General features: G+C 65.6%; 23 protein-coding genes. 7 read left to right on the top strand and 16 right to left on the bottom strand.

Translation table 11 applies throughout. The features are described from left to right. Positions 1-10 precede the first annotated feature (10 nt). The gene (locus SNOV_RS24370) at positions 11-532 is read left to right on the top strand and encodes a GGDEF domain-containing protein (protein ID WP_049785707.1); all 522 of its coding nucleotides are present in this window, start codon (positions 11-13) and stop codon (positions 530-532) included. A gap of 99 nt (positions 533-631) precedes the next feature. Here SNOV_RS24370 and SNOV_RS23385 read toward each other — a convergent pair whose 3' ends face one another. The 4 genes from SNOV_RS23385 to SNOV_RS06455 all read right to left on the bottom strand — a co-directional run bounded on the left by SNOV_RS23385 (position 632) and on the right by SNOV_RS06455 (position 4,768). After that, positions 632-913 carry a hypothetical protein gene (locus tag SNOV_RS23385; protein ID WP_013166114.1) on the bottom strand — a complete coding sequence of 94 codons (282 nt, stop codon included), beginning with the start codon at positions 911-913 and terminating at the stop codon, positions 632-634. A 232-nt stretch (positions 914-1,145) separates the two neighbouring features. Next, positions 1,146-1,886 (bottom strand): SOS response-associated peptidase, encoded by a 741-nt coding sequence (locus SNOV_RS06465; RefSeq protein WP_013166113.1) that lies wholly within the window; start codon positions 1,884-1,886, stop codon positions 1,146-1,148. A 564-nt stretch (positions 1,887-2,450) separates the two neighbouring features. Further along, positions 2,451-3,722 (bottom strand): organoarsenical effux MFS transporter ArsJ, encoded by a 1,272-nt coding sequence (gene arsJ / locus SNOV_RS06460; protein WP_013166112.1) that lies wholly within the window; start codon positions 3,720-3,722, stop codon positions 2,451-2,453. Positions 3,723-3,724: 2 nt separating this feature from the next. Then, positions 3,725-4,768 (bottom strand): ArsJ-associated glyceraldehyde-3-phosphate dehydrogenase, encoded by a 1,044-nt coding sequence (locus SNOV_RS06455; protein WP_013166111.1) that lies wholly within the window; start codon positions 4,766-4,768, stop codon positions 3,725-3,727. A gap of 202 nt (positions 4,769-4,970) precedes the next feature. Between SNOV_RS06455 and SNOV_RS06450 the strand changes: the two genes are divergently transcribed. From SNOV_RS06450 to moaA, 6 genes are all read left to right on the top strand, one after another. After that, positions 4,971-5,855: a substrate-binding domain-containing protein gene (locus SNOV_RS06450; RefSeq protein WP_013166110.1), complete on the top strand. Its 885-nt coding sequence runs from the start codon at positions 4,971-4,973 to the stop codon at positions 5,853-5,855. Positions 5,856-5,857: 2 nt separating this feature from the next. After that, a complete protein-coding gene (locus SNOV_RS06445) occupies positions 5,858-7,309 on the top strand; it encodes a sensor histidine kinase (protein ID WP_013166109.1) in 1,452 nt (483 codons plus the stop codon). After that, on the top strand, positions 7,299-8,609 hold the full coding sequence (locus tag SNOV_RS06440; protein ID WP_013166108.1) for a sigma-54-dependent transcriptional regulator: 1,311 nt from the start codon (positions 7,299-7,301) through the stop codon (positions 8,607-8,609). The genes SNOV_RS06445 and SNOV_RS06440 overlap by 11 nt, the downstream gene beginning before the upstream one ends. Positions 8,610-8,784: 175 nt before the next feature. Beyond that, entirely contained in the window at positions 8,785-9,312 is a 528-nt protein-coding gene (locus SNOV_RS06435) for an arsenate reductase (azurin) small subunit (RefSeq protein ID WP_013166107.1), read from the top strand. A gap of 11 nt (positions 9,313-9,323) precedes the next feature. After that, on the top strand, positions 9,324-11,786 hold the full coding sequence (locus tag SNOV_RS06430) for an arsenate reductase (azurin) large subunit (protein WP_013166106.1): 2,463 nt from the start codon (positions 9,324-9,326) through the stop codon (positions 11,784-11,786). Between the two features lie 72 nt (positions 11,787-11,858). Continuing rightward, on the top strand, positions 11,859-12,905 hold the full coding sequence (gene moaA, locus SNOV_RS06425; protein WP_013166105.1) for a GTP 3',8-cyclase MoaA: 1,047 nt from the start codon (positions 11,859-11,861) through the stop codon (positions 12,903-12,905). Positions 12,906-12,918: 13 nt separating this feature from the next. Here the strand turns inward: moaA and arsH are convergent, their stop codons facing one another. The 12 genes from arsH to SNOV_RS06365 form a co-directional block, all read right to left on the bottom strand. Continuing rightward, positions 12,919-13,671, bottom strand: coding sequence for an arsenical resistance protein ArsH (gene arsH / locus SNOV_RS06420; RefSeq protein ID WP_013166104.1), 753 nt, complete (start codon positions 13,669-13,671; stop codon positions 12,919-12,921). Between the two features lie 11 nt (positions 13,672-13,682). Continuing rightward, a complete protein-coding gene (locus SNOV_RS06415) occupies positions 13,683-14,939 on the bottom strand; it encodes an MFS transporter (RefSeq protein WP_013166103.1) in 1,257 nt (418 codons plus the stop codon). Beyond that, on the bottom strand, positions 14,936-16,282 hold the full coding sequence (locus SNOV_RS06410) for an FAD-dependent oxidoreductase (RefSeq protein WP_013166102.1): 1,347 nt from the start codon (positions 16,280-16,282) through the stop codon (positions 14,936-14,938). Before SNOV_RS06410 ends, SNOV_RS06415 begins: the two co-directional genes overlap by 4 nt. Before the next feature lie 41 nt (positions 16,283-16,323). After that, positions 16,324-16,665: an ArsR/SmtB family transcription factor gene (locus SNOV_RS06405; RefSeq protein ID WP_013166101.1), complete on the bottom strand. Its 342-nt coding sequence runs from the start codon at positions 16,663-16,665 to the stop codon at positions 16,324-16,326. 62 nt (positions 16,666-16,727) lie between these two features. Next, the gene (gene arsB / locus SNOV_RS06400; RefSeq protein WP_013166100.1) at positions 16,728-17,783 is read right to left on the bottom strand and encodes an ACR3 family arsenite efflux transporter; all 1,056 of its coding nucleotides are present in this window, start codon (positions 17,781-17,783) and stop codon (positions 16,728-16,730) included. Positions 17,784-17,915: 132 nt separating this feature from the next. Continuing rightward, positions 17,916-18,788 (bottom strand): metalloregulator ArsR/SmtB family transcription factor, encoded by an 873-nt coding sequence (locus tag SNOV_RS06395; protein WP_013166099.1) that lies wholly within the window; start codon positions 18,786-18,788, stop codon positions 17,916-17,918. Positions 18,789-18,807: 19 nt separating this feature from the next. Next, complete coding sequence (gene pstS, locus SNOV_RS06390) at positions 18,808-19,827, bottom strand: phosphate ABC transporter substrate-binding protein PstS (RefSeq protein ID WP_013166098.1); 1,020 nt, start codon at positions 19,825-19,827, stop codon at positions 18,808-18,810. Positions 19,828-20,059: 232 nt separating this feature from the next. After that, positions 20,060-21,919: a DEAD/DEAH box helicase gene (locus SNOV_RS06385; protein ID WP_013166097.1), complete on the bottom strand. Its 1,860-nt coding sequence runs from the start codon at positions 21,917-21,919 to the stop codon at positions 20,060-20,062. A 349-nt stretch (positions 21,920-22,268) separates the two neighbouring features. Continuing rightward, positions 22,269-22,886: a UbiX family flavin prenyltransferase gene (locus SNOV_RS06380; protein ID WP_013166096.1), complete on the bottom strand. Its 618-nt coding sequence runs from the start codon at positions 22,884-22,886 to the stop codon at positions 22,269-22,271. Between the two features lie 19 nt (positions 22,887-22,905). After that, positions 22,906-24,543: a UbiD family decarboxylase gene (locus SNOV_RS06375; RefSeq protein ID WP_013166095.1), complete on the bottom strand. Its 1,638-nt coding sequence runs from the start codon at positions 24,541-24,543 to the stop codon at positions 22,906-22,908. Positions 24,544-24,564: 21 nt separating this feature from the next. Next, the gene (locus SNOV_RS06370; protein ID WP_013166094.1) at positions 24,565-24,993 is read right to left on the bottom strand and encodes an SRPBCC family protein; all 429 of its coding nucleotides are present in this window, start codon (positions 24,991-24,993) and stop codon (positions 24,565-24,567) included. Between the two features lie 89 nt (positions 24,994-25,082). Beyond that, on the bottom strand, positions 25,083-26,123 hold the full coding sequence (locus tag SNOV_RS06365) for an FUSC family protein (protein WP_013166093.1): 1,041 nt from the start codon (positions 26,121-26,123) through the stop codon (positions 25,083-25,085). Between the last annotated feature and the right edge of the window lie 34 nt (positions 26,124-26,157).

The raw sequence follows: 26,157 nt of genomic DNA, 5'->3' as shown, positions 1-26,157 counted from the left end.
CGCGCACGACATGAGCATCAAGGCCGTCACGGATCCCCTGACGGGGCTGTACAACAGGCTGCGCCTCAAGGACGTCCTGCCGCGGGAGATGGCGCGGACCGATCGCACCGGGAACGCACTCTCCGTCGCGATGTTCGACATCGACCGCTTCAAGCGGATCAACGACAGCTTCGGCCACGCGACCGGGGACAAGGTACTCGTCGCTCTTTCCCGGGTGGCGGCGGGGTCGCTGCGCGCCACCGATCATCTGGTGCGCTGGGGCGGAGAGGAGTTCCTCGTTGTGCTTCCCGACGCCAACGCGGAGGAGGCCCGTCACGTCGCCGAGAAGCTCCGCCAAGCGATCGCGAACCACCGCATCGACGAGGTCGGAGAGGTGACGTGCAGCTTCGGGGTTGCGCAATTTGCGCCCGGAGAGGTCACGGCGGACCTGATCGCGCGGGCGGATCGAGCCCTTTACCAGGCCAAGGCGAACGGCCGAAACAGGGTTGAGGTAGCACCAACGCTACTCAACCTCCCGGGGCCGGAGGTCTAGCCCTGCCGCGGCGGAGCACGCACTGTTAGGGTGTCGGAGCAGCCTGACATTCCGCTCGCAGGCGCGGGTTTCGCATCGCCCCGACGTCCATATCGTGGATCATGACTTGCCGCCTTTCACGACCGCGAAGGTCGCCAAGGGCTCATCTGGCGGTCGGTTCCGCGGCCAGTCCAGCAGGCGCGCCTGGCAGCCTTGCCGATAGGGATGGTTTTCCCGGCGATGGTGGCAATCCGAAGAGAGCTTCCTGACGAGCTCGGCGAGTTCGATCTCCGGGCCATAGCAGGCGGCAAGGCGTGCGAGTTTATACGCGCCATACCGTTCGCAGCGCGGGCAATGCACGCGGACGGTTACATAGGGATAGTCTGAAAGCCTCGATCCCATGGGATGGCATCTTGACGATGATCACGCCCGCGGCGAGCGGCGAAGGGGTTGCCGCCGGCACGGCGCATGAAGGCCCTCCCGGTCTGCCGCATCGGCAGATCCGAACGGCAATAGCTTCCAGTTCGGCGGGCGGTGCTCGCTCCTCATGGTGGTCACTCCTCATCTGAGGGCGACGATAATTTCACGAGAACAGACAGAGAACAAGAAGGGTGGCAGCGGCGGGTGGTCGTCGCTACAGCAGCAGCCCCGCCGGTTCCGCCGCGGGATCTTCCTTCGCGCCGCGTGCGACGATCGTCAGAGCGTCGTCGGGCAATGGCCGCTGCAGCGCGCAGGCCTCGCTCCACGGCGCGCGCAGCCACACCTCCCGTTCCTCGGCGGTGGTGAGGATGACCGGCATGGCCTTCGGGTGGATCGGTGCCACCACGGCGTTCGGCTCGGTGGTGAGGAAGCCGTAGACGTCACAGGTGACCTCGCCTTCCCTCACCTTCCGGACGCTGGTCCAGTTCGTCCATAGCCCGGCGAAGAAGGCGAGCGGTCGGCTGTCATCCAGCGCGAACCAGATGTTGCCGCCAGAGTCCTTGTTGAACTCGCTGAAGCTCGTCAGCGGAACCAGGCAGCGATGTTCCGGTTCGAGCCAGCGCTGCCAGTGGCGGCTCTTCACGTTGCGGATGTTCGTGGTGCCGCTGTCCGGCTCGAGCCGAAGCAGTTCCTTGAAATCCACCATTCGGCCTTTCGCCTGCAGCTTCGCCGCGCGGTTCCTGGTGGCCGCGAACAGTGCCTCGGACGAGGACGGCATGCCCCAGCGCGCCATGACGAGTTCACGCTCGTCGTCCGCGCCCGTGCGGACGATCGGTGCCGGGTAGTCGGGGTAGATCCCGGTCTGCGGCGCCAGATTGCCCGAAAGGTTGCGCAGGGCGCCGACGAGATCGCGGATTGCCTCGACGTTGCTGGTGTGGCTGTAGAGATTGCACATGCCCGGAACCTACCCGGACGTCGCGATTTCGCAAAGCTCCTTGTTCCTGCTTCGTTCTCATGGAATACCTTCGGCGATGCCCTTCATGCGGCGGGCTTCCGCCCGGCAACGGGAGCGAAGCCCAAGCTTCGGCGCCCCCATCTCCGCAATCCGCTGAAGGTGGCCACGCGCACGTCGGGTGGCTGAGAGGGTGTGATCCGTGCGGCGACCGGGCCGGACGATCGCTCGCTCCCCACAGCAGGAAGAGGACGTCAATGCCGCACCCGCTCATCTGGGCGGAGAGCGGTCCGGTTCAGTCATCTCGGCCATCGGAAGCGTGAAAGCCTTTCTGGCTGACGCCGGTTCAAAAATAACGAGTCTCGCATTTTCTGCGAGTCCCGTTATTTTTGGATCGTCAACCTTCCAGCTCCCCCATTGACCCGATGCTAGTCCCCGGCTTGGACGCGTCGGAGACCGCACTATTCATCGCCGCAGCAGATCATAACGGCGCGTGCCGACGCCGCATCGTCACCCAGCGCCACGCGGAAGCTGCGCACTCAGGCAGGAAATGGGGCTGCTGGCTACCTATGAGGTCGGCTGAGAAGCGGTCCGCGAATTGTTTCGCGACCCACTCCGAGTAGGCAGCGCCAGCGTCACAATCCAGCAGACGAACAACATAAGCGCCGACCCGATCAGGCACGCGTAGATGCCGCCCAGTTGATAGAGAAAGCCGGATGCGAGGATGCCGATGAAGCGTCCGGCTGCGTTGGCCGCGTAGTAGAAGCCGACGTCTTCCGCGGCCTTTTCGGACCCCGCATAGGCGAGCACCAGATAGGAATGAACCGAGGAGTTGACGGCGAAGGCAACGCCGAACACCCCCAGCCCGACTACCAGAACGACGGTCGGATCGGGTGGCGCCAGTGCCAGCACGATGGCGATCAGGACCGGCACGATCGCCAGCGCCAGGGACCACCAACGGGCCGCTGGCACCTCCCGGGACAGACCATCCGGGCTGCGCGCCACGACCGAAGGCGCGGCGGCCTGTACCAAGCCGTAGCCGATCGTCCAGAGAGCCAGGAAGGCGCCGACCATGGTGAAGGTCCACCCGCTGGCATAGAGGAACACCGGAACGCCGACCACGAACCAGACATCGCGGGCGCCGAACAGCACGACGCGTGCGGCCGCGAGCAGGTTGATGCCCCGCGACCTGGCGAAGAGCTCCCGGGCGCTACGGCTGGCCTTGGCCCTGCCCATCATCGGCGGGAGCGAGAACACGATCCCGAGCAACACCAGGAACAACACACCCGCCATGAGCCACAGCGAATGGCGGAAACCGACCAGCTGGAGCAGCAATCCGCCGAGAAAGAAGCCGACGCCCTTCATCGCGTTCTTCGAGCCGGTGAACCAGGCCACCCATTTGAACAGGCGGCCGTCGCCGCCGCCCGTGGCCTGGGCTTCCGTGATCTTGATTGCGGACTTGGACGCGGTCTTGGTCAGGTCCTTGGCGACGCCACACACGCCCTGCGCGACAACGACCCATACGACCAGCAGGGCACTCCCCCATTCCGGGGAGACGGCCGAAAGCAGCAGGAAGCCGAAAATCTGCGTCGACAGCCCCACCATCAGCATGCGCGTGATGCCGAAGCGCGCCGCCAGCCACCCGCCGATGAAGTTCGCGCCGATGCCCGCGGCCTCGTACAGGAGGAACAGGAAGGCGAGCGTGAAGGGCGAATAGCCGAGCTGAAAGAAGGTGAACAGCACCAGCATGCGCAGGGCGCCGTCCGTGAGGGTGAAGCCCCAATAGGCAGCCGTCACGATCGCGTAGTTGCGCAGTCCACTCGCCGATGCTGCCGACATGATCAGATCCCGACTTTTTGCAGATGGCAGGCGAGATCGACCATGCGGCAGGCATAGCCCATCTCGTTGTCGTACCAGGCATAGACCTTGAGCAGGGTCTCGTCGGTCACCAGGGTGGAGAGGCCGTCCACCACCGAGGAACGAGTGTCGCGAGCGTAGTCGGCCGACACCAGCGGCCGCGGCTCGAAGCCGAGGATGCCCGCAAGCGGCCCTTCCGCCGCGGCGCGGAACAGCTCATTGACCTCTTCCGCCGTGGTCGGCCGCTGCATCTCGAACACCGCGTCGGTGAGCGAGGCGTTCAGCACGGGGGCACGAACCGCGTGGCCGTTCAGCTTGCCCTTCAATTCCGGATAGATCAGCGCGATCGCGGTAGCACTGCCGGTGGTCGTGGGCTGGAGCGAGAGCATGGCCGAGCGGGCACGGCGGAGGTCGCGGTGCGGCGCATCCACCACGACATTGGTGTTGGTCGGGTCATGGATGGTGGTGATCTGGCCGTGGCGGATGCCGATGGCCTCATGCACGACCTTGACCACGGGAGCGAGGCAATTGGTGGTGCACGAGGCCGCCGTGACGATCGGATGGGACGCCGGATCGTAAAGGTGCTCGTTGACGCCGACGACGACGTTCAGGACCGATGGGTCCTTGACCGGCGCGGCCACGATGACGCGCTTGGCGCCACGATCCAGGTGCCCCTGCAGGACGTCCGGGTTGAGGAACTTGCCGGTGCATTCCAGCACGATGTCGACGCCGAGGTCGCCCCAAGGAATCTCGGCCGGTGCACCGAGCGCGGAGAAGGAGATGCGCTTTCCCTCTATCGTGACCGCATCATCGCCGGTCGCGGCAATGTCGGCCCGCCAACGGCCCTGAACGCTATCGAACTCAAGCAAATGCGCGGTCGCCGCCGAGCCGCCCTTGATCTCGTTGAAGTGGACGACATCGAGCGTGTTGTCGGCACGCGGGTCGCTTCCCGGACGTTCGGCGGCTCCCATCGCTGCACGCAGCGCCAGGCGCCCGATCCGTCCCATGCCGCTAATGCCGACTCGCATGTCGCCCGCTCTCCTATCGGTTTGGTCTTCGCCCGATCTCAATGGGATGGGTGCGCCGTAACAGGCTTGAATGACAGTTAGGTGACGTCTTTTGCGGGCCCGGCTCCTGGGTGGTCGCCATCGTGATGATGGTCCGCATTTCCGTCCCAAAGGAAACAGGGTAACGTCTCTGGAAAAAGAAGAACTAAAAACGGGAAACGCCATGTTGGGGAGCGCCGATACGACGGTGAGCCGCCGCCTGTTTCTGAAACAGATCGCGGCCACGACCGCTTGCTTCATGGCTCCTGAAAGCTATTCGTCTGCGAACGTCGAAGAACTTCGCTTCGGGCTGACGCCTGTTTTCCTGACATCCGACTTAGAACTGCTCGGCCGACTTCAACTTTATTTATCTCGCGCGACTGGCTTCCCGGTGACGCTGCTCACGCGACGCACTTATCAGGAAATAGTAGCTCTCCTTATTTCGAGACAGATCGACGCGGCGTGGATCTGTGGCTATCCATACGTCATGCATGAGAGCGAGCTCCAGCTCGTTGCCATTCCGGAATGGCGGGGTCGGCCGCTCTATCAGTCCTATTTGATCGTCGACGCAGATCGTGACGGCGACGATCTCGGAGACTTGCGGGGCGACACCCACGCCTTTTCCGACCCGGACTCCAACTCCGGCTTCCTCGTTACCCGCGCCGCCTTGGCCGAGATGCGAGAAACTCCGGAAAGGTTTTTTGCCCGGACGTTCTTCACCTACGGGCACCGGAACGTTATCCGGGCCGTGGCCTCCGGGCTGGCCGCGTCCGGTTCCGTCGATGGCTATGTCTACGAGGTCGTGGCCGCGATGGAACCCGCGCTGGCGGCGCGCACGCGCGTGATGTGGCGCTCGGAATGGCTCGGCTTCCCCCCAATCGCCGCGCCTCGCAATCCGGTCGACCCGGCACGTCTCGCCCTGTTGTCGAAGGCGCTGCTGCACATGATGGAAGACGAGGACGGACGTGCCGTGCTCGCCATGTTGCGCCTTGATGGTTTCGTGAGCCGGGGACCGGAGCTGTTCGGCCCAATCGCCGCGAAGGCGGCACTCGTTGCATCGGCAGGCTAGCGATGATTGGCTGGCTCCATCCAACCAGCTGGCCGATAACCGTCAAGGTCCCGCTGGCCGTCGCCGCGCTGATGATCCTGGTCGGTGTCGTGCTCTCGGAACGAGTGCTGACGCATCTCGATGAATCCCAGCAACGGCACCTGCGCGACCTGGCACAAAGCTATCTCGACGGTCTCTCCTCGGCGGCGGCTCCCTCGATCCTCCGCGATGATGTCTGGGAAGTCTTCGACGCCATCGAACGGGCGCAAGCGCTGAACAAGAGCGTCAATCCGGCGGAGACCATCGTCGCGAATGCCGACGAGCGCGTGATTGCAGCCTCCGACCCGCGCCGGTTTCCTATCGGGTCCCCCGTGCCACGCGTGGTTCTTGACCAGACACACGCACAGCCCTTCTGGTTCGATATCGGCGGGGATCGCGCCTATGCCATGCGGACACTCGCCTATCCCGGCCGCGAGGTCGGCACGATCTTCGCCAGCTTCGATACCAGCCATCTGGCAAGCGAGCGTCGCGGTGTGATCCTGACACTGGCGGCGACCAATGGCCTGCTCACCTTCCTGCTGGCCGCCGCCGGTTGGGTGCTCGTCGCTCGCATGATGCGCCCGATCCGTGTCCTCTCGGACCATCTGGGCAGTGCCCGGGAATCTGGCGCGACGCCGATCGCGGGTGAAATCGTCGCCCACAGCAGAGGCGAATTTGCGCGCCTGTTCATCGCCTACAACGAGCTGGTCCACTCGATCGATCAGCGGCACGAATTGTCCGCCCGGCTCGCCGAGGAGGAAAAGCTCAGTAGCCTTGGCCGTCTCGCATCGGCGTTGGCGCATGAGATCAACAACCCTCTCGGGGGCATCTTCAACGCGCTCGCGACCCTCAAGAGCCATGGCCATCTTGAAAGCGTTCGCGCTGGTAGCATCGACCTGGTGGAGCGCGGACTCGTCGGCATTCGCGATGTTGTGCGCAGCACCCTCGCCCTTCACCGGACGGACGGCTCGACCCGGGACCTGATCCCTGCGGACATCGACGACCTCTGCCTGTTGGTGGCCCCCGAAGCCAGCCGCAGATCGGTGACGGTATCGATCCACAACGGACTGGCGGGCAAGGTTCCTGTGCCCAGCTCATCGGTGCGGCAGGCGACCCTCAATCTTCTCCTCAACGCCCTCGCCGCGGCGCCACCCGGCTCGCGTGTCGACCTGTCGGCCCGCGTCGCAGATGGTCGCCTCATGCTCGAAGTGGAGGATCGCGGCGGGGGATTGCCCGCCGCCACGGCCGAACAGCTGACCGGTGCGTCGACCAGCCGTCCATTGCGCGACGGAAGCGGTCTCGGCCTCTGGATGACGCGGAGGCTGATGGACATGCTGGACGCGACCATCGCCGTAGAGCGTCCCGAGGAAGGCGGCACGGTCGTGCGGATCCGGGTTCCCGTTCCACAACATGAGGTTCTCGCCGATGTCGCCTGACGCGCCGCTCATCGGCCTCGTCGAGGATGATTCCATCATGGGCGAGAGCCTCGTCCAGCGGCTCGCGCTGGAAGGAGTGACCGTCAAATGGTGGCTGGCAGGAACGCAGGCGCTTGGCGAGATGGGGCGCCACCCGTTGCAAGCCGTGGTCTGCGACATCAGGCTTCCCGACCTCAGCGGCGAGGCATTATTCCGAGAGGTCGTGCGCGTTCCCAACGCTCCTCCGTTTCTGTTCATCACTGGCCATGGCGACATCGATCAGGCGGTCCGGCTGATGCGGGCCGGGGCGGTCGATTACGTCACCAAGCCATTCGAGATGGATGATTTCCTGGCTCGGCTCGGTGACCTCGTCAGGGGACACGATCCGGCGACACAGACGCTCGGCATGTCACCCGCCATGCTGGATGTGGAGCACCTGCTGCGGCGGGTCGCGCGCATCAATTCGAACGTCCTGATCACCGGCGAGACCGGAACGGGCAAGGATGTCGCGGCACGCCTCCTTCATGCCGCCTCCGCCGATCCGTCCACTCCCTTCGTTGCGGTCAACTGCGCCGCCATTCCCACCCATTTGATGGAAAGCGAACTGTTCGGTCACGAAAAGGGAGCCTTCACCGGGGCCGTACAGCGCCATGCCGGTTACGCCGAGCGGGCGGCCAACGGAATCCTCTTCCTCGACGAGATTGCCGAGCTCCGTCCGGATCTCCAGGCCAAGCTGCTACGGCTCATCGAGGAGCGGACCCTTCACCGTGTGGGTGGCGAGCGGCCGGTCCCCTTCCGCGGCCGCCTGGTCACGGCGACCAACGCCGACCTCCCGTCACGCGTCCGGGAAGGAAGCTTCCGCGAGGACCTGTTCTACCGAGTCAACGTCGTCACCATCCGCCTTCCGGCGCTGCGCGAGCGACTCGAGGACATCCCGTGGCTGATGGACCGCTTCTTCGCGGAACTCTCGGAACAATTACCGACGCAGGCTCGCGGCATTAGCGGCCTCGCCCAGGAGGCAGCCCTCGCGCATGCATGGCCCGGCAACGTCCGCGAGCTGCGCAACCGCATGGAACGTGCGGTCGCCTTGGCGATGGGGCCGTGGCTGATGCCCGGCGACCTCTTCCCTGAATCCGCCGGCAGGCCTGTGTCTTCGGCCACCTTCGAATCCCTTGAGACCGCTCGGCTCGAGGCGGAACGTCGACACATCGTACGGGCGCTGGCCGCGACGAATGGCGAGATCAGCGGAGCGGCGCGGCTGCTCGGCATCGGGCGTACAACCCTGTGGGAGAAGATGCGCCGCCTCGGCCTCGATGCGTAGGCTTGTCCGGAAACCCGAACCCACGGCGTTGCAGCATGTTCGGGTTCCCGAACGTCGAAGCAGGCCATTAGACGTCCCGGATCAGCCAACCATCTGACAAACAACAAGATTCGTTCTTGGCCCAATGGCTGCAATGCCGCTCCCGTCCGATCGGACACTATGGGAGGGAGCCAAGATGAAGAGGTGCAACAACCTCGTGGATGCCGGGCGCCGGAAGTTCCTGACGGGAGCCGGGGTCATGACGGCGGGCGCGGCGGTGACGAGCGTGCTGCCCGCGGAGGCCCAAGCGGCCCAGCCCGCGGCGGCGGCATTGGTCAAATATCCGGTCAACCGCCTCGGCAACGTAAAGGACCTGAAGGTCGACGAGGCATTCGACGTCACTTATCCGGACGAGGATGCGCCGGGCGTCCTGCTCAAGCTCGGCACGCGCGTGCCCGGCGGCGCGGGCCCGGACGGCGACATCGTCGGGTTCTCGACCGCGTGCCCCCACAAGGGCTTTCCGCTGTCCTATTCGGCGGGAGACCGCACGCTGAATTGCCCCGGGCACTATTCCCGCTTCGACTGCGAGAAGGGCGGGCAGCAGATCTGGGGCCAGGCGACGCAGAACCTCCCCCAATACGCTCTGCGCATCGATGACAAGGGCGACATCTACGCCGAGGGCGTAGACGAGCTCCTCTATGGCCGCCTGTCGAACGTGCTCTGAGGGAGGGAAAGATGGCCTACAAGCGCCAGATCGGCCGGCTGCCCATAGTGCCGGTGAATGCCAAGGTTCACAACGTCGTCTGCCACTACTGCATCGTCGGCTGCGGCTACAAGGCCTATAGCTGGGATGCTCGCTACGAGGGCGGCACCGCCCCGGCGGACAACGCGTTCGGCGTGGATCTCTCGCAGCAGCAGGAGGCGGATACGCCTGCCTGGTACGCGCCGTCCATGTACAACATCGTCCGGCAGGACGGCCGCGACGTTCACATCGTCATCAAGCCCGATCGTGAATGCTCGGTGAACTCCGGGCTCGGCTCGGTGCGCGGCGCGCGCATCGCCGAGATGAGCTATTCGCGCCAGCGCAATACGCAACTCCAGCGGCTCACCGATCCCCTCGTTTGGCGCTACGGCCAGTTGCAGCCGACAAGCTGGGAGGACGCGCTCGATCTCGTCGCCCGGGTGACGGCCGCGGTGATCGCCGAGCAGGGCGAGGACGGCCTGTTCGTCTCCGCCTTCGACCATGGCGGCGCCGGCGGCGGCTATGAGAACACCTGGGGCACTGGCAAGCTCTATTTCGGGGCCATGAAGGTCAAGAACATCCGCATCCACAACCGCCCCGCCTACAACTCCGAGGTTCACGGCTCGCGCGACATGGGCGTGGGGGAGCTCAACAACTGCTACGAGGACGCGCAGCTCGCCGACACCATCGTCGCGGTCGGCACCAACGCGCTCGAGACCCAGACCAATTATTTCCTGAACCACTGGGTGCCGAACCTGCGCGGCGCGTCGCTCGACAAGAAGAAGGCGGAGTTCGGGAGCGAACCCGTCGAGCGGGGACGCGTCGTGATCGTCGATCCGCGGCGGACGGTGACGGTCAACGCTTGCGAAGCCGAGGCGGGGAAGGAGAACGTGCTCCATCTCGCGCTTAACTCGGGCACCGACCTGGCGCTGTTCAACGCCTGGTTCACCTACGCGGTCGACAAGGGTTGGATCGACAAGGCCTTCATCGGCGCCTCCACGAACGATTTCGACAAGGCGGTCGCCGCCAACAAGACGTCGATCGCCGAGGCGGCGAAGATCACCGGCCTGTCCGAGGCCGACATCGTCAAGGCGATCACCTGGATCGCCGAGCCGAAGGCGGGGGGCGCGCGCCGCCGCGCCATGTTCGCCTATGAGAAGGGCCTGATCTGGGGCAACGACAACTACCGCACCAACCAGTCGCTGGTGAACCTGGCGCTGGCGACGGGCAATATCGGACGTCCCGGCGGTGGCTGCGTGCGCATGGGCGGTCATCAGGAGGGCTACTCCCGCCCGTCGGATGCCCATGTCGGTAGGCCCGCGGCCTATGTCGACAAGCTGCTGATCGAGGGCAAGGGCGGCGTCCACCACATCTGGGGATGCGACCACTACAAGACGACGCTGAACGCCATGGAGTTCAAGCGGGTCTACAAGAAGCGCACCGACCTCGTGAAAGACGCCATGAACGCCGTCCCCTATGGCGATCGGCCTGCCATGGTCGCGGCCATCATGGATGCGATCCGCAAGGGTGGGCTGTTCTCGGTCGACGTGGACATCGTTCCGACCAAGGTCGGCGAGGCCGCCCACGTCATGCTGCCCGCGGCCACCTCGGGCGAGATGAACCTCACCTCGATGAACGGCGAACGGCGCATGCGGCTCACCGAGCGCTACATGGATCCGCCCGGTGTCGCCATGCCGGACTGTCTCATCGCGGCGCGCATCGCCAACCACATGCAGCGCGTGCTCGGCGAAATGGGCAAGGCGGACGTCGCGGCGAAATTCTCGGGCTTCGACTGGAAGACCGAGGAGGACGCCTTCATGGACGGCTATCACGGCCATGAAAAGGGCGGCGAGTTCGTCACCTACGACCTGCTGCGGACCATGGGCACGAACGGCTTCCAGGAGCCCGCGACCGGCGTCCAGGACGGCCAGATCGTCGGGACCAAGCGGCTCTTTGCCGACGGCAAGTTCAACAAGCCGGACGGAAAGGCGGTGTTCGCGCAAACTCAGTGGCGGGGTCTGGAGGCACCCGGCAAGCAAGCCGAGAAGGACAAGTTCCCCTTCCTGATCAACAACGGCCGGGCCAACCTCGTCTGGCAAAGCGCCTATCTGGATGTCGAGAACGAGTTTGTCACCGATCGGTGGCCCTACCCGTTTATCGAACTGAACCTCCAGGACATGGCCGAACTCGGCCTCAAGCAAGGCGATCTCGTCGAGGTCTACAACGACAACGGCTCGACCCAGGCCATGGCCTACCCCACGCCGAGCGCCAAGCCCAAACAGGCCTTCATGCTGTTCGGCTACCCGACCGGCGTTCAGGGCAACGTGGTGTCGTCGGGGGTCAACGAGTTCGTCATCCCGAACTACAAGCAGACCTGGGGCAGCATCCGGAAGATCGCCGACGCGCCGAAGGGCGTGCAGCATCTGAGCTTCAAGTCGCAGGAATACACCTCCTGACGGTGCCGGGCCGCCGCCTGACGGCGGCGGCCCATCTTCTTGCCCGCTCTACGGCCCTCCCGGAGACACACGATGAATGTCCGGTTCGCGTCCGCGGCCGCCGCGGAGCGCCACGCTGTTCCTGTGCCGCTCGTCGACACCTTCGGCCGCGCCGTCACCTATCTGCGTGTCTCGGTCACCGACCGCTGCGACTTCCGCTGCGTGTACTGCATGGCCGAGCACATGACCTTCCTGCCGAAGCCCGAGCTGCTGACGCTGGAGGAGCTCGACCGCCTCTGCTCCGCCTTCGTCGCCCGCGGCGTGCGGAAGCTGCGCCTGACCGGCGGCGAGCCGCTGGTGCGCCGCGACGTCATGACCCTGTTCCGCTCGCTCTCGCGGCACCTCGATTCCGGCGCTCTCGAAGAGCTGACGCTGACCACCAACGGCTCGCAGCTCGCCCGCTTCGCCTCCGAGCTCGCCGATTGCGGCGTCAAGCGCATCAACGTCTCGCTCGACACGCTCGACCCGCAGCGCTTCCGCGCGCTGACCCGCTGGGGAGACCTCAACAAGGTGCTCGCCGGCATCGACGCGGCGCAGGAAGCCGGCATCCACGTCAAGCTCAACGCCGTCGCCCTGCGCGGCGAGAACGAGGACGAGATCCCCTCGCTGATCGAATGGGCGCATGGGCGCGGCATGGACGTCTCGCTCATCGAGGTCATGCCGCTCGGCGAGACCGGCTCCGAGCGCGTCGACCAGTATCTGCCGCTCTCCACGGTCCGCGCCCGCCTCGAAGAGCGCTGGACGCTGGAGGACATCCCCTTCCGCACCGGCGGCCCGGCGCGCTACGTCTCGATTCCCGAGACCGGCGGCAAGCTCGGCCTCATCACCCCGCTGACGCATAATTTCTGCGAGGGCTGCAACCGCGTGCGCGTCACCTGCACCGGCACGCTCTATATGTGCCTCGGCCAGGAGGACGCGGCGGACCTGCGTTCGCCGCTGCGCGCCTCCGAGAGCGACGAGAAGCTGCACGCCGCGCTCGACGACGCGATCTTCCGCAAGCCGAAGGGGCACGATTTCGTCATCGACCGCCCCGGCCGCGCCCCCTCCGTGCGCCGCCACATGAGCGTGACGGGCGGCTGAGCGTCTTGGTGCATCAGCCGCGGTGCGCGCTCCCTTCCATCGCGATCCGCGAGAGATCGGCCTGCTCGGCCTCCGCCTTTAGCGCGGCCTCGCGCCGCTCGCTGTAGCGGCTGGTGAAATAGTCCTTCCGCTCGCGCAGCAGCAGGGTGAACTTGATGAGTTCCTCCATCACATCGACCACACGCTCGTAATAGGGCGACGGCCTCATCCGGCCCGCCTCGTCGAATTCCTGGAAGGCCTTGGCGACGGAGGACTGGTTGGGGATGGTCACCATCCGCATCCAACGGCCCAACACGCGAAGGGCGTTCACGGCGTTGAAGGACTGCGACCCTCCGGACACCTGCATGACCGCCAGCGTGCGCCCCTGCGTGGGCCGGATCCCGCGATATTCGAGCGGGATCCAGTCGATCTGGCTCTTGAACAGGCCGGTGATGGTGCCGTGCCGCTCGGGACTGCACCAGACCTGCCCTTCGGACCACTCCGACAGGGTGCGCAACTCGACCACCTTGGGGTGATCCGCGGGCACGCTGTCGGGCATCGGAAGTCCACGCGGATCGAAGATGCGCGTCTCAGCTCCCATGGCGTCCAGCAGCCGGGCGGCCTCTTCGACGAGAAGGCGGCTGTAGGATCGCTCCCGGAGCGAACCGTAGAGAAGGAGGATGCGCGGTGGGTGCGTCAGGACCTGCGCAGGCGCCAGCTTGTCGGCATCCGGCCGATCGAAGTGCGCGGGATCGAGCGCATCGGTGAAGTCGTCAAAAGTGGTCATGAAAAGGTACCTCAGGACGTGGCGCGCTCGGCGCGGCGCGAAAGATAGGCTGCCAGCCAGAACCCGGCGGCCACTACCACCGTCATGATGACGATGCTGAACAGGACCGCGTCATAGGAACCCGACATCGACCAGATCATCGCCCCGGCCAGCGGAGCCAGGGCGCGCGACACGGTGCTCGGGGCGGACATGGCGCCGTTGACGGCCCCGTAGGCTTCCCGCGTCAGCATTTCCGGGACGGAGAGACCGCGCACGATGGTGGTGATGCCATTCGCGGCGCCGTAGAGCAGCGCGACGACCGCCAGCAGCAGGAAGCTCGGGGGCAGAATGTCCAGCGCCGTCAGCGCAACCGGGAAGATGGCGACGGTGGCCGAGCCGATCACTCGCACAGGCGCGCGCTGGGCGAAAACCCAAATACCGATGCGACCGGCGACCTGCGCCGGGCCGATCAACGTCATGGCGGCAACGACGGATGCGGTCTCGAAGCCCTTCTCGATCAGCAACGGATAGAGGTGGAAGGTGAAGGCCGAAAACGCCGCGGAATAGGCGGTGAACGCAACGGCCAGCGCCCAGAACACCGGCTGATGCATCGCCCAAGCTACGGCCGCCCGGCCGCTGAGCGGCGGGGCGGCGCTCGAGGAACGATGCTGGGGTGCATCCGCTTCGGGATCGATGACCGACCAGTAGCATCCCGCGCAGACGAGGATGTTGATAGTCGCCAGCACCAGCAGCGCGTCGCGCCACCCCATGGTGTCGAGCAGGAACTGCACCAGTGGGATGAACACGGTCGAAGCGAAGCCGCCCCAGAGCGTCAGCGCGGTGATGCCGGATCGCGCATGAGCAGGCCCGGCCCGGCGCGCGATGACGGCGAAGGCCGGGTCGTAGAGGGTGGCAGCCTGGAGGGCGCCGATCCCGGCCACCGCCAGATAGAACAGGAAGATATCGTCGACCTGGGACCACAGCACGAGCAGTAGCCCCGCAAGCACCGAGCCCGCGGTCATGATCGAGCGGCCATGCCCCCGGTCAATGGCCGCCCCGATGGGATAGGCGGCAAGCCCCGCTAGGGCGAGCCCGAGGGTCGCTGCTCCGTACAGCGTGGTCTTCGACCAGCCGAGCTCGTGCCCCATCGCCTCGGCGATCAGGGGAAAGCTGTAATAGAGGGAGCCCCAGGAGCAGACCTGTCCAATACCCAGCCCGGTGACGAACGGACTGCGCGCGCCGGGTGGAGGGTGGTCCCGAACGCCCGAAGCAAGGACGTTGTCGCTCACGCGCGCGACCCGCAGCAAGAAGAAGTCGGCACGGCGGTTTCGGCCTGCCTGGTGGGCGTGCAGCAGCCGGTCGCAGAGGTCTCTTCCGCCCCGATGGACGTGCTGCATACGCCGGTTTCCGGCAGCACCAGCCGCACGTCCCGCGCTGCCGCGTGATCACCGGCAATGGCCGCCGCCACAGAGCGGACCTGCTCGTAGCCCGTCATCATCAGGAAGGTGGGCGCCCGCCCATAGGACTTGGAGCCCACGATGTAGAAGCCCGGCTCGGGATGAGCGAGCTCGGCGGCTCCATGCGGCGGCACCGTCCCACAGGAATGCAGGTTCGGATCGATGAGCGGCGCCAGCGCCGGGGGCGCCTCGACAATCGGGTCGAGCGCCACCCGCAATTCCCGGAATAACGTCAGATCCGGCCGGAAACCGGTGGCGACGACGATACGGTCGACATCCAGGGTGACGGGGTCGCCAGCGAGACGCGCGGCAACCTTCAGAGACCCTTCCTGTTGGCTTATGCGCTCCACCGCGAACGGAACCAGCAGATCGAGGCGGCCCTCATCGATGGCGCGGCGGGCAGCGAGCCCCAAGGCTCCGCGTTCGGCAAGCCGGTCGTCGGCCCCGCCGCCGACGATCTTGGCAAGGCCGTTACGCCGCAGCGCCCAGAACACGCGCGTTGTCGGCGCTTCATCCTTCAGACGCAGCAGATCAAGCACAACGTTGATCGCCGAGTGGCCGCTGCCGACCACGAGGACCCTACGCCCCTCGTAGTTGGACCGCTCGGCGCCAGCCACGTCGGGAATGCCATAGGCGACGTGGTCAGCGGCGTCGGCCTCGCCGGGAACCGGCAGGCCATCGACGCCCATCGGATTCGGCTGACGCCAGCTGCCGGAGGCGTCGACGACCGCGCGGGCGACCACCTGCTCCTCGCTCCCGGCAGGGCCGCGCCAGCGCACCAGGAAGGGGGCGTTCTCGCGGCCGGTGGACGTCAGCTTGTCGAACCCGAGGCGGCTGACGGCGACCACCTCGGCATGAAAGCGAACATGCGGCGCAAGAGCCGGAACGCTCGCGAGCGGCTCCAGATAGTCTCGTACCAGGGCAGCTCCATCCGGAAGTCCCTCCGGATCGGGTTCCTGCCAGCCCCTGTTGATAAGCAGGTCCCGCGCGGCGGCGTCGATGTTGTAGCGCCACGGGGTGAATACGCGCACATGTGCCCAGTCGCGCAGCGATGCGCCAACGCCCGCACCGCGTTCCAGAACCAGCGGCGTCAGACCACGTGCAAGCAATTGCGCCGCGGCGGCAAGTCCCACCGGCCCCGCTCCGACGACGACGACGGGAAGGTTCTGGTCCATCTAATTCGATCCTTCCAGCAAGTTGGAAATATCAGGCAAATTCAATCCGCCGTTTTGGCCTGCGCGGACATCTCCGGCGATGCTGTCCCGGAACAGCCCTCATCCGCACAGCATTCGTCGGCGAGAAAACCGATCAGGGCGTTCATGGCGGGGTAGTGGGCGCGGCAGATCAGCGTCGTGGCCTGTCGCTCCTGGGTCACCAGTCCGGCATCGATAAGACGGCGCAGGTGATGCGAGAGTGTCGAGGCAGCGACGCCAAGCCTCTCCTGCAAGTGGCCAACCGGCAGCCCTGCATGCCCCGCCCGCACCAGCGTGCGGTAGATGGCCAGGCGGGTCGGGCTGCCGATGGATTCGAGCTGGCGAGCTGCTTGTTCGAGATTCATTGAAATAAGCTAGACCGCCACAGGATGAACGTCAACGCTATTTCGACGATCATCGAAATTTGTCAGCGCGTCTCATGTGCGGTTCGCGAGGTCGAACTCCCGCTCTCGTACCATCCCTTCGACCGGTTCACGATCCAGACGACGGACAGCATCACCGGCACCTCGATGAGCACGCCGACCACCGTCGCCAGCGCGGCTCCGGACTGGAATCCGAACAGGCTGATGGCAGCGGCCACGGCCAGCTCGAAGAAGTTGGAGGCACCGATCAGCGCAGAGGGTCCCGCCACGCAGTGTTGCTCGCCGGCGAGGCGATTGAGGAGGTAGGCCAGCCCCGAGTTCAGGTAGACCTGAATCAGGATTGGCACCGCCAGCAGGGCTATGACGAGCGGCTGGGCCAGGATCTGCTCGCCCTGGAAGCCGAACAGCAGCACGAGGGTGGCGAGCAGAGCCACGAGGGAGAGCGGCTGCAAGCGCGCTAGCAAGGCATCGAGGCTCGCCCGCCCTCCCCGCGCCAGCAGCGCGCGGCGTACGACTTGCGCGACCACCACCGGCACGACGATGTAGAGCACCACCGACAGCACCAGCGTGTCCCACGGCACCGTGATCGCCGACAGCCCCAGCAGGAGGCCCACGATCGGTGCGAAGGCGAACACCATGATGGTGTCGTTGAGCGCCACCTGGGTCAGGGTGAAGTGCGGCTCGCCCCGGGTCAGGTTCGACCAGACGAACACCATGGCGGTGCAGGGTGCGGCCGCCAGGATGATCAGCCCGGCAATGTGGCTGTCGATCTGGTCGGCCGGGAGATAAGGGCGAAAGAGCCAGCCGATGAACAGCCAGCCGAGCGCGGCCATGGAGAACGGCTTCACCGCCCAGTTGATGAACAGGGTGACGCCGATCCCGCGCCAATGCCGGGTGACCTCTCCCAGCGCGGCGAAATCGATCCGGAGCAGCATGGGCACGATCATCAGCCAGATCAGCACCGCGACCGGCAGATTGACTCTGGCGATCTCCGCCGCGCCGATGGCATGGAACACGCCCGGCAGAACATGACCGAGGGCGATGCCGACGACGATGCAGAGGGCGACCCAGACGGTCAGGTAGCGTTCGAAGGTTGACATGCTTGCTCCTAGGCGGCCGCCACGCGGTGGCCATCGGCGTCCACGACCAGCTCGCCGTCTTCCTTGCGGAACAGGCCGCGCTGCGCATCGGGGAGGATGTCCAGCACAGAACGATGATCGCTGGTCAGTGCCTCACGCCGCGCGGGCGGCGACGGTCATTTCGGTTGCGCCTTCCATGACGCCGATGTCGCCGAGTCTTCTTTTGAGGGCGGCAAGGTCCAGCGTCTCGATCGGCAGGTTCACGAAGGCCGACATGCGCGCCGCGATCTGCCGGTACGTGCTCTGGAAGGCTGCGCGAAGTTCGGCCTCGTTGTTGCCCGCAGCCGCCGGATCGGGCAGTCCCCAATGGGCCGTAAGAGGGTGTCCCGGGAAATTCGGGCAGCTTTCGCCAGCGGCCGAATCGCAAACGGTAATGACGAAGTCCATCGGCTCGACGGCGCCGTCGGCAAACTCGTCCCAGCTCTTCGAGCGAAGATCGTCGGTCGTGTAGCCGAGGGTGCGGAGTAGATCGATCACCAGCGGATGCGGCGCGCCGCGCGGCTGGCTACCGGCCGAATAGGCGTGGAAGCGGCCACGCCCCTCTCTGTTCAGGATCGCCTCCGCCATGATCGACCGGGCTGAATTATGCGAGCAGACCAGGAGGACGTTGTAGGTACGCGCCACCGGTTCGCTCGGCCGCAGCCGCGGAAAGGCGAGTTCCTCCGCTGCCGGAACCGGCAATTCCGAGATCAGCAACGACAGAATGGAGGCCGTGCGGCCCGTGCTGGCCGCATAAATGATGGAACGGCCTTCGCGACGGGAAGTGACGAGACCTGCGCGTTCCAGCTGGGCGAGGTGCGTCGACATGGTGTTGTGCGGCACGGCCAGCAGACGCGCGATGTCCCCCGCCGCGAGGCCGTAGGGCGCGTAGCGCAGCAGCAGGCGGAATGCATCGAGACGGGTAGGCTGGGCAAGCGCGTCGAAAACCTCGACCGCATCGTCGGACAGCAGGCGCTTCACATCCATCGTGCGCTAGGTCTCCGCTTCAGCTGCCGCTCTTGAACGCCGTGGCCCAGTACTCCTTCACCTGCCGCACCAGCGGCTCCGGAACCGGGACATAGCCGAGTTTCGATGCATATTCACTGCCTTCGCCAAGTGCAAAGGCAAAGAATGCGAAGGCGGTCCGGCTGCGGTCGGGGCTGACGGGAGCCCTGTACATGAGGGCGAAGGTAGTAGCCGCGATCGGATAGGCATCCGGCGCGGGGGAGTCGTTGATCGTGGCATAGAAATCGCGCGTCTGCTTCCAGTCCACGCTCAGCGCCGCGGCCTGGAACGAGGCTGCGCTCGGAGCGATGAAGTTCCCTGCACGGTTCTGGACCAGACCGTAGGCCAGCTTCGCTTGGGTGACATAGGTGAACTCGACGTAGCCAATCGAGTTCTCTACGCGCTGGACTTCGAGCGCCACGCCCTCATTGCCCCGTGCCCCGCTGCCGACCGGCCAGGCGACGGAATTTCCTTCGCCGAGTGTCTCCTTCCACTCCTGGCTGGCTTTCGAAAGATACGAGACCCAGTTGAAGGTGGTGCCGGACCCGTCCGAACGGTGGATTACCGCGATCAGGCTATCGGGAAGCGGAAGGTCCGGGTTGAGCGCCTTGAGCGCGGGATCGGACCACTTTGTGATCTTCCCCATGTAGATGTCGGCCAGCACGGCTCCGGTGAACCGCATGGTGCCGGGTTTGACGCCCGGGATGTTGAAGACCGGCACCACGCCGCCGAAGACGATTGGAAACTGGCCAAGCCCCAGACGCTGCAGTTCTTCGGGCTTCAGCGGCTTGTCCGAAGCCCCGAAATCTACCGCCTTGTCGCGGATGCGGTTCACGCCCGCCGACGAGCCGACCGACTGGTAGCCCACGATGGTGCCATGTGCCTGGCGGTAGGCCTGGGCCCACTGCCAGATGATCGGGTAGGCGAAAGTCGATCCCGCCCCGCTCAACTCGTCCGCATGTGCGGGACTGGCCAGTGTCATGAGGGCGGTGGCTGCCAAGGCGAGGAGAGAGCGGCGCATGGGGTTCTCCCTGATTTATAATTCAATCCGTCGAGATTCATCGACACGATTATAAAAATGATGCACGACATATCAATGACGCAAGCCATAATGTCTTTATGTCGAGAATTATCGACGTTTTTTTGAGCGAGAGGATAGCGAAGCACGTAAAGGCCGTTCCGGATGCGCTGCGGCAAGGCGCCTACGTCCTCGGATAACCATGGCGGTGCTGGGCGGGCTCGGCAATCTCCCGTCAGAAGCGTCGCGTCGACTTTCCTCTTGGTCTTCCCTCGAACGCGTTCGAACGCCGGCTTTTCCGCTGGCCTTCGCTTTTGCCCTGATCCGATGGCTTGCCCTCGCGCGGCTTCTCGAACGCGCCCTTGCCGTGCTCCGCTCTGCCATCGGCCGATTTCCCAGGCGCGGGACCATTGCGAAACTTCTTGCCGCGGGAGGGCTTCTCGGATGGCGGCAGGCCGCGCATCGGCTTCCCGCGGGCGGGACGCGCCGAATGGCCCTCCGGCGGACCGGGCAACCGCTCGATGATTACGTCGTCACCGTCCGCCTTGCTGGCCACCTTGCCGAAGCGGTCAGCGGCGGCGAGGCTAACCTCGAAGGCCGTTTCCTCATCGAATATGCGGATGACACCGATATCCTTTCGGGTCACGTTCCCGCGCCGGCAGATCAGCGGTAGCAGCCATTTCGGATCGGCATTCTTGCGGCGCCCGACATTGAGGCGGAACCAGACACTGCCGGCTCCCGATGCTCCGCCGAAATCCCGACCGGCAGCAAGGTCGCGCGCGGCACGCGGCTCCCCCGGATCGGCGACCTCCTCCGGGGCCGGCAAGCCGGCCCGATAGAGGCGAACCAGCGCGGCGGCCAGATGCTCAGGCGAATGCGCAGCGAGCAGCGCAAGGCCGGCGCTGGCATCCTCTTCATTCGGCTCATCGGCGACCAGGGGGTCGCGCAGCATACGTTCGTGGTCGAGCTTGCGGATGTCCTCGGAGGTCGGCGGGCCCGACCATGAGGGCTTGATGCCCAACGCCCGCATCAGATCTTCCGTCCGGCGCCGACGAAACGGCGGCACCAGCAGCACGCTAACGCCCTTGCGGCCTGCCCGGCCAGTGCGGCCGCTGCGGTGCTGCAGGCTTTCGGCATCGTTCGGGAGGTCGGCATGGATGACGAGGCCGAGGTTCGGCAGGTCGATGCCACGCGCCGCGACATCCGTGGCGACACAGACCCGCGCCCGCCCGTCCCGCAATGCCTGCAAGGCGTGGTTGCGCTCGTTCTGGCTCAGTTCACCGGATAGCGCCACCGCGGAGAACTGCCGCTCCTGAAGCATGGCGTGCATACGCCGCACGGCTTCCCGCGTGTTGCAAAACACGATGGCACTCGGAGTGTCGTAATAGCGCAGCACGTTGACCACGGCATGCTCGACCTCGGTCGGCGCGACGCGCATCGTGCGGTACTCGATGTCGGCGTGACCCCCTTCAGCGCTTGCCACCTCGATCCGCAGCGCGTCGCGCTGATAGCGCCTGGCAAGCGTGGTGATGCCACGCGCCATGGTCGCGGAGAACAGCAGGCTGCGCCGCTCCGGCGGGGTGGCGTCAAGTATGAACTCGAGATCTTCGCGAAAGCCGAGGTCGAGCATCTCGTCGGCTTCGTCGAGCACGGCGACGCGCAGCGCGGAGAGGTCGAGGCGGCCTCGTTCCAGATGATCGCGCAGGCGGCCGGGCGTGCCGACGACCACATGGGCGCCTTGGTTCAGCAGCCGCTGCTCCTGGCGCGGATCCATGCCGCCGACGCAGGAGACGATGCGGGCTCCGGTCGCCGCGTAGAGCCAGGCGAACTCGCGCTGGACCTGCAGCGCCAATTCGCGCGTCGGGGCCACCACCAGCGCCTGCGGCACGGTCGCGGCCGCAAATCTCTCCGAGACGCCCAGCAGCGTCTCGGCCATGGCGAGGCCATAGGCGACTGTCTTGCCGGAACCGGTCTGGGCAGACACCAGGAGGTCGCGACCTGACGCCTCGGGCGCCAGCACGGCAAGCTGCACCGGCGTTGGGTTGTCGTAATCCCGGGCGGCCAGGGACCGGGCGAGCGCCGGATTCGTCGTCATGAAGGGCACGGCTGTTTCCGCCTATCTCGCGGTGTCGTCAGGCGTCGAAGGCGAGCCGTCGGAAAGTATGTGGAGCGCCTTCTTACTAGGCTGGGAGTCCAGATGCCACAGCCGTCCGGGTGCGCTTCCAAGGCGCATCGCGTCGTTCTCGTAAAGCTGCGGGCCAAGGATTGCCCACGGCAGAGGCTCGTCCCGATGCGATTGGGGGATGTCTGTTATTTCAATCAACCCCTGATCTTGCATCGACCCGAGCACTTCCAATTCACTGCACAATCACTGCGCCATCCTGGGTCTCGACAATGGGTGTTCGCGCCTGCGAGCGAGCGGTAGTTCGCCCCGGCCGCCGAAGCTATTGGCCGGGCGTCGCCGGGGCCGCTTCTTGCGCCGGTACGCCGTCCTCCTCGCCCCAGCGGGGAAATGCCTTGAGGTCGAGATCGAACAGATCGAGCACCCGGCCGATCGTGTGGGTCACCATGTCGTCCAGCGACTGCGGGCGCGCATAGAAGGCCGGGACCGGCGGCGCGATGACGCCGCCCATCTCGGTGATCGCCAGCATGCTCTTCAGATGCCCGGCATGAAGCGGCGTCTCGCGCAGCATCAGCACGAGCCGGCGGCGCTCCTTCAGGCAGACGTCGGCCGCGCGGCTGATGAGGCCGGAGGTCACGCCATGGGCGATGTCGCTCATGCTGCGCACCGAGCAGGGCGCCACGATCATCCCCATGGTGCGGAACGAGCCGCTGGAGATCGGCGCGGCGATGTCGCTCGGCGAATAGACCACATCGGCGAGGCTGCGCAGCTCCTCGGACGACATCTCGGTCTCATAGGCGCGCGTCATCTCGCCCGCCTTCGAAACGACGAGATGGCTCTCGATCTCGAGCTGTCGCAGCGCCCTCAGCAGCCGTACGCCGTAGACGATGCCGGTAGCGCCGGTGATGCCCACCACCATGCGCCTGGGTACGCTCCCCATTGTCAGGCTCCCAGCGCCGTCATGCCGACGTCGAGCCTACATGCCGCGGATCGAAATTGGACACGGCCGCCGGCTTGGCCTCGAAGGCGAACGGCCGGTCGGACAGCGTGTAGCGATACCACGGCGCGTCGTTCATGCGGCCGAGCTTGTGGCGCAGGCCGCCGAAGGCGCCATAGATGAGCTTGTAGGGCTGGCCGTGGAAATGCTTAAGGATGTCGAGCCAGGCGCGGGGTTCCGCGCCGATGAAGGCCTCCATCTCCCGCGCGATCTGGTCCTCGCTCATCGGCACGAGGTCCGCCGGCGGGTCGCCGAGATCGGTCACCGCGCTCTTGATGAACTCGTCCGGGTTCCAACCGGCCCCCATGGGCTTGGTGCAGTCCATGCCGATCTTCGAGGCGACGCCGGGCTCGGCGCATTTCGGGTCCACCGTCATGGTGTTGCAGTCCTTGATGATGACGGTGTCGCGGTCGGGCATGTAGCGGAACGCCATGGCGGCGAGCACCGCCTGGTCGTCCCAGATGTCGACGTCGTCATTGAACACCATCGCCACCTTCGGCAGGCCCTGCTTGGAGCAGGTGAGCATCAGGCCGAGCGCCTGCTTGGCATCGCCCGCGCCGAGCGGGCGGATCTTGGCATAGGCGATGTTGGACAGGCCGCCGGCGGGGCTGCGCACCTCGACCACGTCGATGCCGGCAAGGCGCAGCGCGCCGTAGAGGTCGGCCTCGATGGCGGGCAGCTGCAACATGTTGTCGGTGTACCAGGGATGCATGCCGCCGATGGTGCAATGCTGGTAGATCGGGTTCTTTCGGTAGGTCATCGCCTTCACCTTGAGGCGATAATTGTGCTTCATCCCGCCGCCATACATGCCGGTGAACTCGCCATAGGGGCCCTCGTCGAAGTTCAGCCCCTCGGTCGCCATCAGCTCGCATTCGAGCACCAACTCGGCATTGGCCGGCACCATCACGTCGATGGTCTCGCATTTCACCATCTTGGCCGGCGCGCCGTAGAAGCCGCCGAGCACCTCGAAATCGTCGGTGTCGCCAGGCACGCCGACCAGGGCCGAGATCTTGTCGAGGGTCGGCCCGCCGATGACCATGGCGACCTCGAGGTTCTGCCCCTTCGCCGCCGCGGCCATTGCGTGGATGCGCTGGCGGTGCGAGGTGCAGGTCATGTCCACCGACTTCTCGTTCTTCGAGCGGAACATGGAGCGGTAGATGCCCCAGTCATAGACGCCGGTGTCGGGATGCTTGCTGATGAGCAGGTTGTCGTTGGTATAGGCGTGGCCGTCGCGGTCGTGATGCAGGAACAGGGGAAGCCGCGTCAGGTCGACCTCGTCGCCCTTCAGAATGACCTCCTTGCAGGGCGCCGTGTCGACGACCTCCCATTTCACGCGCGACTTCGCCGTCTCGACCATCTTGCGGCCAGTCTGCGTCTTGTCGCACTCCATGGCCCAGGCATACATGTCCTGGTTGGAGTAGGCATTTGCGAGGACCGAGAACTCGCAATCCTTGATCTTCTCGATCAGCACCGCCTTGGTCGGATTGGCCTCGAGCGTGACAGGGATCTGGTCGACGCGGATCTCGTCGGTGATGCGGACGAGGAACCCGGCATCGTCCATGGCCCGGACGAATTCAGGAAGCGACTGCTGCGACGGCATGGGGAGAGCTCCGGGGCGGACTTAGGCAAACGCCGGGTTGGAGACGCCGGATTCCACGTATTCGCGCAGGTGATGCATCAGCGCGCCCCAGATCGTATTGCATTTGATGAAATTGGCTTCGTCGTGGGGCCAGCCGCCATGGGTGACGCGCACCCGCGTCCGTCCGTCAGGCGCCGACGCGAAGGTGAAAGTCGCTGTGGTGCCGACGGAGTCGCCGGGACCCTTGGTGCAGGTCCACAGGATGTCTTCCGGGTTATCCTGGTCGATCCTCCAAGAGAATTCAGGGCGTCCCGAATATTTCAAATTCCAAAGCGTTCCGAGGTCGCCGCTTCCCTCGACATGTGGAGTATTCCATCCCCGGAGGCCTTCGGCGGTGCTCAGCGCTCTTCTGACCTTTTCTATATCGGCCGAAATGAAGATTTCATGCTTCAGCGAATGTGCACCGGCCATTTGGCCCTCCCTTGGCGTTGCGCGATACTGATCCGAATGTCGCGCGCGATGCAAGCAACCCAGCCGCGTCTCGATCCGGCGCGCATGCGTCAAGCCTCGCTCTCGATGCGCGGTGCGGCGAGCAGCGCGAGAAGCCTGCTGCCGACAAGGATCGCCACGACGGCCACGGCAGCCCCGAGCCCGGCCTCGGCCAGCCGCTCGACCAGCAAGGGAGACCATGGGAGATTTCGGCCGAGATTGCTCATGCCGATCGCCAGCGGCGTGATGAAGACGAGCGCCAATGCGTAGTTACGAGCCATGAACAGTTCCGCCACCGCCTGGCAGAGCGCGATGCTGATGATCAGCGCCAGCGGTCCGGGCTCCTGTGCGAACAGGACGGCGCCGATACAGACGCCCCCCAGCGTGCCCAGCAACAGGTAGATCGCCCGGCGCATAGCGTCGGCGGGAGTGAGAGCCGGCATCAGCGCCGCCACCGCGATGGGAGCCCAGAAGGGATGGCCGATGTCGAGGGCGAGAGCGAGCAACCATGCGCCGGTTGCTGCCATTGCCGCGATCGTGATCGTGATGGCGTGGCGGGTCCGGTCGAGGGTGGCCAAGCCGGCCTGCATCCTCAGGCGAACGCCACGCGCAAAGGGCTCTGCGTCAGCCCTGCCGCCCCGCTCCAGCAGTGTGAGCAGAATCGAGAACGCGGCCCCACCGGCGCCGACGGCGATGACCGGCAGTATCTCCTCAGGCGTCAGCGGGATGCCGGCGACGACCAGGAAAACCAGAATGAAGAAGATCTCGCCGCGCGGCACCCAGCGCATGATGGTGCCGAGCGTTCCCGCCCCGACGACCACCGCGGCGAGCATGACCGGCAGCAGCCATTGCGGCCCCTGCGTGACCGAATAGAGCGCCCCCGAAGCAAGGGTGGCGACCAGAGCGGCGCCGGCCACGACCTGCGTCTCGACACGCCGTTCGACGATTTCGCTATGGCCATAGAGCGAGGTCAGCGCTCCAAAGGCCGCATAGACGGCAAAATGGATATGTCCCGATGCATAGATCGCCCATATGGGCAGTCCCACCGAGACGCCGACACGCAGCGCGGCCCTTAGGTCCTGCGTCTTTACCTCGAAAGGAAAGCTGCGCATTAATCACGCCCCTGCGGGCAGCGAGAACGGTGGA

The organism is Ancylobacter novellus DSM 506, assembly GCF_000092925.1.
Lineage (GTDB): Bacteria > Pseudomonadota > Alphaproteobacteria > Rhizobiales > Xanthobacteraceae > Ancylobacter > Ancylobacter novellus.
The sequence above is the reverse complement of the archived record's forward strand: the minus strand, read 5'-3'. Positions and strand labels throughout refer to the sequence as shown.